This is a genomic window from Mammaliicoccus stepanovicii, from assembly GCF_002902525.1.
Lineage (GTDB): Bacteria > Bacillota > Bacilli > Staphylococcales > Staphylococcaceae > Mammaliicoccus > Mammaliicoccus stepanovicii.
In genome coordinates this window covers 1-2,510 of sequence record NZ_PPQZ01000092.1, presented here as the reverse complement: position 1 = coordinate 2,510, position 2,510 = coordinate 1, and the positions used below count along the sequence as shown (strand labels likewise).

The window sequence follows — 2,510 nt, the reverse complement described above, 5'->3', positions numbered from 1 at the left end:
GTATTATAATCACTAAAAATCTATTATTCAAAATATTTAGAACTATCAAAACATTTAATCAACAAATACTTAACAATAAATTTGTAATTACAAAACCTATTGTTTAAAAACACTAATATAATATAAATACATTATTGATTTAATTTTGATGTTGGTATATAATCCTTATAATGGTAATTTGTGTTTTATATTACTAGAAATGTAAATAGGGAGAGATAGATTTGAACAAAAGAGTTAGACAAAGTTTTTCAATCAGAAAATATTCAGTGGGAACGGGTTCAATACTTTTAGGTGTATTTTTAGCATTTTCAGCTGATAATGTAGTTAAAGCAGAAGAGCAGTCATCAACAACGACTGAGGAAACTATAAGAGCACAAGAAAAAGATATTGAAATGACAAACGGGAAATTACAATCTGAAGAAATAACACCAGAAAAAGCAAGTACAGAAGAACAACCTAAAGAAGCAACACCAGAAGAAGCAAGTACAGAAGAACAACCTAAAGAAGCAACACCAGAAGAAGCAAGTACAGAAGAACAACTTAAAGAAGCAACACCAGAAGAAGCAAGTACAGAAGAACAACCTAAAGAAGCAACACCAGAAAAAGCAAGTACAGAAGAACAACCTAAAGAAGCAACACCAGAAGAAGCAAGTACAGAAGAACAACCTAAAGAAGCAACACCAGAAGAAGCAAGTACAGAAGAACAACCTAAAGAAGCAACATCAGAAGAAGCAAGTACAGAAGAACAACCTAAAGAAGCAACACCAGAAGAAGCATTAAACAGTTCATCTAATTTGAAGGTTGATAATATAAATTCTTTACAATCTAGTAAAGAAAAAGAAAATATGTTATTAAATCACTATACTTCAGAAACTGGACTAACAGCAGAAGAAGTTAAATCAAACTTAGATTCTTTAAACTTAGATTATTCTAATTTAGATATGAAAGAAATTGATCAAGCGATTTTAAAGGCAGTTTCTGAAAAACGAGAAAAAGAGAAGATGTTAGCAACACCAGTTTCTACAACACCAGCAAATAGAAGTGTAGAACCTGATAAATTATTAACTAGAAATAAAAGAATGGCTAATACATTATTAGCACCAAATCAAGCCCTAAAAAACATTAATATCACACTTGGTGACTTGGGTCATTATGATTTTAATGGTAATTTAATTCCAAGTAGTGTCAACGATCATAAGGTATATCCTACAGACGGGGAAGCTATTTCGATAAATGTATCATTTAATGTAGACAATTCAGCCAAATCAGGCGATACATTCACACTAAAACATTCGGAAAATATGACTACAGATGATTTGCCAGCACCTAATGAAGTATATAAACCGATTGATATTGTTGATCGCTCTGGAGAAGTTATTGCTACTGGATCATATGATGAGACAACAAAAGAAACAACATATACTTTTACTGATTATGTAGACAGATATGAAAATGTGAAAGCAGTATTACATTTAGAACATTATATTGATAGAAATGTTGTACTTAATAATACGAATAGCATACCTGTAACATTTACTATAGGTGATACGACTGTAACTGAGAATTATTCAGTTACATATTTAGATCCTGAAGTTAATGGACCAGCAAACATCCAAACAACCTACACTAGCTTTGATCCGGAGACTGGGAGATTAGAACAAATTGGATATATTAATCCTAAAGCCTTAAATGCTTACAATACTACAATAAGAGTTGGCCGTAATGGTTCTAATAGTAGCGCAGTTATTGACAGAAATACTTTAATAGAAGTATATAAAGTGCCAAACAGAGATATGCTACCTGGCAGTATGAAAATTCAAGATTTCAGTGCGTTAACAAAAATAAATCCACAAATTAGTTACTATTCTAATAACACTGCTGAATTTAGATTAGGTAATATAAGCGATGTATATGTTGTTAGAGTTGTTAGTTATATAGATAAGACTAAAACAGGTCCGGCTTCACAAAGAATAACAATGGACGCTGCTGATAATACTGGTTCTTATTATAATGCATATTATTCTAACATGATTGTTAAAAATAGTGATACTGCAGATGGAAGCGGGAATGAAATTCCGAAAAGATATAAAATTGGTGACTACGTTTGGTTAGATACCAATAAAGATGGTATCCAAAATGAAGCAAACACTGGTGTGCCTAATGTATTGGTTACAATTACGTATCCAGATGGTTCAACTAAAGGTGTTCGTACAGATGCTAATGGACATTATGAATTTGGTGGTTTATTAGACGGAGAAAAATATAAAATTAATTTTGAAGTTCCAGATGGTTATAAAATTACAAATTCTAATGCTGGTACGGATAATAATTTAGATTCCAACGGAACAGATATTGATGTGCAAATAAATGGTGCCGATGATATGAGTTTAGACTTAGGTTTAGTTCAAACAGTCTATAATGTTGGAGACAAAGTATGGGAAGATACAAATAAAGATGGTATTCAAGATGATAATGAACCAGGCATCAAAGATGTAACGGTTACATTAACA

At 31.6% G+C, this 2,510-nt stretch carries 1 protein-coding gene; it reads left to right on the top strand.

The window, feature by feature from the left end; translation table 11 throughout:
• Positions 1-221: 221 nt before the first annotated feature.
• Positions 222-2,510, top strand: a 2,289-nt coding sequence (locus tag CD111_RS10130) for an SdrD B-like domain-containing protein (protein WP_142380958.1), incomplete at its 3' end; no start/stop codon positions are given.